This is a genomic window from Lishizhenia sp., assembly GCF_033720595.1.
In the GTDB taxonomy this organism is placed as follows: Bacteria; Bacteroidota; Bacteroidia; order Flavobacteriales_D; family Crocinitomicaceae; genus Lishizhenia.
Window position 1 is genome coordinate 1 of the sequence record NZ_JAWWCF010000193.1, and the last position, 5,384, is coordinate 5,384.

Consider the following 5,384-nt stretch of genomic DNA (forward strand, 5'->3'; position numbering starts at 1 on the left):
ATGAAAAGGATAGATATCCGGATATGTTCAAAAAGGAAATGCATGCCCTGGAGTTTATCAATGATCATGCATCCATAGGTTGTGTTACGCCCATCAATTACTTCGAAGATGACAACTACCAATACCTTTTATTGGATTGGATAGAAGAAGGGAAAAAAGATGAAACCTTTTACGTGCGCTTTGCGCATGAATTGAGTGAAATGCACAAGCTCACCCATCAAGAATTTGGTTGGGGAGTAGATAACTACATTGGTTCTTTGCTGCAGCAGAATGATCAAAAAGCAACATGGCAAGAATTCTATGCTACGCAACGTATACTTCCGCTTACGAAAATGGCTTTTGATAATGGTTTGTTAAACGAACTTTGGGTACGAGGAATTGAGAACTTTTGTAAAGAAATCGATAACGTTTTTCCCAACGAACAACCGGCACTTTTGCACGGAGACTTATGGGGAGGAAACTACATGGTAGATGCCGGTGGAGATACAATCTTAATTGATCCAGCCATTTACTTTGGTCACCGAGAAATGGACTTGGGTATGACCCAATTGTTCGGTGGTTTCAACGATACTTTCATAGAAGACTACAACGTTTATTCACCCTTAGAAAAAGGATGGCAACAACGCATCAAATACACGCAATTGTACCCTTATTTAGTGCATTTAAACCTCTTTGGTAGAAGTTATTTGCCAGGTGTGCAGAAGGTGGCGATATTGTTTTAAGCGTGAATAGTTTGGTTTAGGTGATGAGTGATAAGAGATAAGTCAAAAGTGGGATTGTGATAGCTTTTTGATTCTACTTTTCAAATCTTTATTTTTGGGTACGAAAAAGAAATCTACGTAAAACCATAAACCAAATCCTACATGTACAAAGTATTGATCATCTTAACTTCCTATTTGTGTTTATTTGGTAATCAAATGTTTTTCCAGCAGACCAATAATGGGGAACCTTTATTGAGACTTGGAAATGAATTCATTTGCTCCCTTGAAAATGGAAACTTAGTTTTGAATGATAAAGTTCAAAACGGCTTTCTTATTGAAGAAAAGGCAGATACACTTATCTATTACCAAGAGCATGATTTTTATACGGATAGCACAGAGGAGGGGAGTTATGCAGGTTTTATTATAACACATGTCTCTAAAGCAGATTCTGTGCTCCAAAGTATTGGGGTGTGTATAGATTTTGACAATAGGCCTGAGGGAAGGTTTTTAGAAAACTTTCAACGTAAGATGTTTCCCGAATTAAAAGAAACTTTGGTCTTTGAAGATGAATGGAGTAAGGATTATAATAGCAAAACTTACAAAGAACTGATAGGAATACATCCCCCTCAGCACAGTTTAGTTAAAAAATGGCGTTTGTATTATGAGGTGAAAGTTTTGAAATAGCTTATAAGTTGATTTTCTACTTTTTGCTAAAGACAATCTATACCTAGTTGTTTCCCTACTCCAAACTGTTCTTTCTTTCCTTCCACACGACATTTGTTAATTAAAAAATCGTCCCTTTTAATGTTATGTTTAACACTATATTAATTTTGTAGATGTGAGAAGGATAAGTATAACATTTGCATTCGTAATCAGTTTTTTAAACGCTTTTGGTCAAGATGCCGCAAGCGATAGTTTGGCTTTGGTACATTACCAAGATAGTGTAGCGCAGCGACAGGCCTATATTGACTCTTTATTGGCCGTCAAACCTTTGTTTGCCTTGAGTCCAGAATACTACAAAGACCGCTACAATGCAGGTGATTTAACTTACAAAATCACAGATAATAGAGGAGATGGATTCGACTCCCTGTACGGAACAAGAAATTTACGACCAATTTTATACGGTGTAGCTTACCGTGGAGGAGCAAATAACTACTATCACAAAGAAAACAAGCGTAGTAACCACAATCCTTTGCCAGATGATGGAATTCGCAACCTTTGTGTAGAAGGGTTTTCAGCTTCAATTTACCTCTACCAAGAAAATTTTGACACAGCACCCCAAGTGGATAGCTGTGCCTGCGTACATGGTGGTTTGAACGATATGGATTACTACCAATACGATTACTTCGATAATCAACACATTTACGAGATGTTGAAATTGGTAAGGAATTCTGCCATTAACGATAGTGTTGGTCCCGTTTACTTACACTGTTGGAATGGGTGGCATGCTTCAGGATTGTTGGCTGCACTTACACTTCGTCAGTTCTGTGGAATGTCGAAATGGGAAGCGATTAACTACTGGGATATCAATACAGATGGTGCCAATAACTCTCCGCGTTACCAGAAGATTAGAAACATTATTAAAGATTTTGAACCTTATCCAGACTTAGTGATTACAGATTCATTGGGAAATAGAATTTGTCCTCCTATGCCAGAAAACATTGATAGTTCAGAAATTCATGTTGAAGTGGAACACTTGGTGTATGTACCTGAAAGTATTCCTGTAGGATTTTCTATTGTGTTGTACAATACAAGCTTTGGTTCTGGAAAAACTAGTTTTTCTAATCCAAGTGACAACCCCGATTTACAAAACTTATTGACAGCTTTGAAGGAGCAACCAGAATTGAAAGTAGAAATAGGAGGGTATACAGATAACTCTGGTTCATACAGTAAAAACGTTCAGATTTCTGCGCAACGTGCCAAGTTTGTTTACAACTGGTTATTGCGCCAAGGAATAGATCAATCTAGAATTTCTTACAAGGGTTACGGACCTAAAAAACCTTTGTACAGTAACCGTTATAAATCTACAAGAGCAGGTAACCGTAGAATAGAAGTGAAGGTTTTGGAGAAAAAAGTAGACAACATGGATGTGTTGGTAGATCAAGGTGATGAAGAAGTTGTTGTGAGAAGAAGAGACAGCTTGGAATCGATGAAGATAGGTGAAAGCATGGTTTTGTCAGGAGTCAACTTTGAACCCAACCAAGTGGTGTTGACAGACAGCTCTAAAATGTATTTGGATAGTTTGATTGTTAAAATCAAAGCCATGCAAGGAAATGGATTTAAAGTGGAAATAGGTGGACATACCGATAAAAGTGGATTAGAAGAACTAAACATTTTATTGTCTCAACAACGTGCCGAAGCTGTATACAACTACCTTATTGAGCAGGGAGTAAATGCAAAGTACATTTCTTGGAAAGGGTACGGTTCTGAAAATCCTATTGAATCGAATAAATACCAATGGGGTAGAGAGTTGAATCGACGTGTAGAAATCACTCTTCTTTCTAAAGCAAATTCTTAAAAAAATGAGAGTAGTACTTTTTGGAGCAATAGTCGTAGCAAGTATCTTGGTGGCTTATTTCATGACTACTGAGTCACAAAATAAAAAGCACTTAAGGGTAATTCAACCCAACCAGATTATTGAACCTGGCGTAGTTCCTAATGATTTGAAGCACGTTTCCATGGGGCATAGAGTGGGTGACTTTTCCTTTCAAAACCAGTACAATGAAACAGTGACCTTGGATAATGTTAAAGGGAAAGTTTTTGTTGTAGAATACTTCTTCACGACTTGCGGTACTATCTGTCCGCGTATGACCCAACAAATGATGCGTGTGCAAGAACGTTTCAAAGGAAATGATGACGTAAAAATCTTAAGTTTTACAGTAAATCCTGAAATAGACACTGTAGAGGTAATGAAGGAATATGCGGATGGTCATGGAGCAGTGAAAGACCAATGGCATTTCTTAACAGGAGAGAAAGAAAAACTCTATGACTTAGCGCGCAGATCATTCTTTGTATTAAAACCAGCAGAGGCTCAAAACTTAGGGGATGCAGGTTCAGACTTTATTCATACTAATAATTTTGTATTGGTAGATCAGCAATTGAGAATAAGGAATTACTATGATGGAACTTCTATGACTTCCGTAGATGAATTGATGGAAGATATTCAAGTATTGTTGGACGAGGAAAAGTAGATCCACAAAAAAAGGTTACCCTTGAGATAACCTTCGTAATAATGTTTTTCTTTTGATAATCGCTTAGTTTGCGGCTAAATCATTCTGCTCAACTGGAGCTTTAGCTTGTGAATAAGCGTCGCAGTGTCCACCTCTAGAAGATGCACAAGATGCTACCACACTTGCAAGAAATAATCCAATTATCGCGAAGGCTACTGTTTTCCTCATAATGTTTTTATAGTTTTATCGTTGATGTGTTACAAAGATAGAAATAAAACGTTGATATTATTGATATATTGTAATTACTTATCATAGAACTGTTTAGTTCTAAACAAAATCACAGAATTTGAAACGTAGCATCATCCTTTTTTTAATCTTGGGCGTATGTACTTTTTGGGCGAGATCTCAAAAGGAATACCATCTTGATTTCAAGGGTGATACTCCACTAAAAGTAAAGAAATTAGAGAAGCGTAATTTTAAGGATAGTCTAGAGGTGTTAGATTATCTCCAGAAAATGTGGTTAATAGATGTTTCCAAGGGATATCCGCTTGCGAGTATAGACAGTTTAGTGTGGAAGGATAAGTTACTCACGGCAAAATATTTCCGTGGCCCTTCTTTTAAAAAAATACGCGTTTTTGTTCAAGAAGAGGATGCAAAACTCATCAATACCATTCCTGCTATTTCCGAAAAAGCCTTGTTGAATATGACCTATGATGCCAAGGAACTCAGCGATGCATTGAAGCGCATATTGAACTATTGCGAAAATAACGGATATCCTTTTGCAGAAGTGAAATTAGAACAAGCCGAGATTGTTGAAAATGAAATTCATGTCAACCTTCGCATCAACCTCGGACCCTATGTAAATATACTTTCTATTGAGGTGAAAGGGGAGGCAGCTGTAGCCAAGAAGTATGTATGCAACTACATCAATATCCAAGAAGGTGATGCTTATTCAGAAAGCGCATTAAGAGATATTTCTTCACGCATGCAGCAGGTTACTTTTTTGTCGGAGATAAGACCACATGAAATTCTATTTACTCCAGAAGGTTGTGTTTTGTATCTATACCTAAAGAGTAATCCTGTAAGTTTAATTAATGGTATTGCAGGTCTACAACAAGACCCTATAAATGATAGAACGATTGTTACAGGGGATATACGTTTAAAACTTCAGAACACCTTGAAGAGAGGAGAACTCTTGGAAATGAATTGGCGCAGTTTACAACCGGGAACCCAAGAGCTAAATGCAGCATTCAATTATCCTTTTTTACTCAATACACCCTTCGGTATTCAGTCTTCTTTTGCCTTGTACAAGCAAGACAGTAGTTTTTTAACAACTAATGCCAAAGTGGGGATACAGTATTTCCTTAAAGGGGGAAATTACATCAATGCCTTTTATGAGCGTGAAAATTCTGCAGTGTTACGCACGCAAAGTACCTTGTCAAATTTGTCGAATGTGAGTACCAACCGGTATGGTTTAGGTTTTTACAGGCGTCGCTTAGATTACATACCTAAC

The 5,384-nt window shown here is 37.3% G+C and carries 6 protein-coding genes; 5 read left to right on the forward strand and 1 reads right to left on the reverse strand.

From position 1 onward, the window contains the following. From R3333_RS12130 to R3333_RS12145, 4 genes are all read left to right on the forward strand, one after another. The coding region (locus R3333_RS12130) for a fructosamine kinase family protein (protein ID WP_318959043.1) at positions 1-722 on the forward strand (722 nt) is incomplete at its 5' end. A gap of 141 nt (positions 723-863) precedes the next feature. Next, complete coding sequence (locus tag R3333_RS12135) at positions 864-1,385, forward strand: hypothetical protein (protein ID WP_318959044.1); 522 nt, start codon at positions 864-866, stop codon at positions 1,383-1,385. Between the two features lie 154 nt (positions 1,386-1,539). Further along, positions 1,540-3,219: an OmpA family protein gene (locus R3333_RS12140; protein WP_318959045.1), complete on the forward strand. Its 1,680-nt coding sequence runs from the start codon at positions 1,540-1,542 to the stop codon at positions 3,217-3,219. Between the two features lie 4 nt (positions 3,220-3,223). Next, entirely contained in the window at positions 3,224-3,892 is a 669-nt protein-coding gene (locus R3333_RS12145) for an SCO family protein (RefSeq protein WP_318959046.1), read from the forward strand. Between the two features lie 63 nt (positions 3,893-3,955). Here R3333_RS12145 and R3333_RS12150 read toward each other — a convergent pair whose 3' ends face one another. Beyond that, positions 3,956-4,099, reverse strand: a complete 144-nt coding sequence (locus R3333_RS12150) for a hypothetical protein (RefSeq protein WP_318959047.1) — start codon at positions 4,097-4,099, stop codon at positions 3,956-3,958. Positions 4,100-4,217: 118 nt separating this feature from the next. Here R3333_RS12150 and R3333_RS12155 point away from each other — a divergent pair. Beyond that, positions 4,218-5,384, forward strand: a 1,167-nt coding sequence (locus tag R3333_RS12155; protein WP_318959048.1) for a hypothetical protein, incomplete at its 3' end; no start/stop codon positions are given.

Excerpts from the sequence above, each read along its gene's own strand:
- R3333_RS12150 (WP_318959047.1), bottom strand. The coding sequence starts at position 4,099 with ATGAGGAAAACAGTAGCCTTCGCGATAATTGGATTATTTCTTGCAAGT.
- R3333_RS12135 (WP_318959044.1), top strand. The coding sequence starts at position 864 with ATGTACAAAGTATTGATCATCTTAACTTCCTATTTGTGTTTATTTGGT.
- R3333_RS12145 (WP_318959046.1), top strand. The coding sequence starts at position 3,224 with ATGAGAGTAGTACTTTTTGGAGCAATAGTCGTAGCAAGTATCTTGGTG.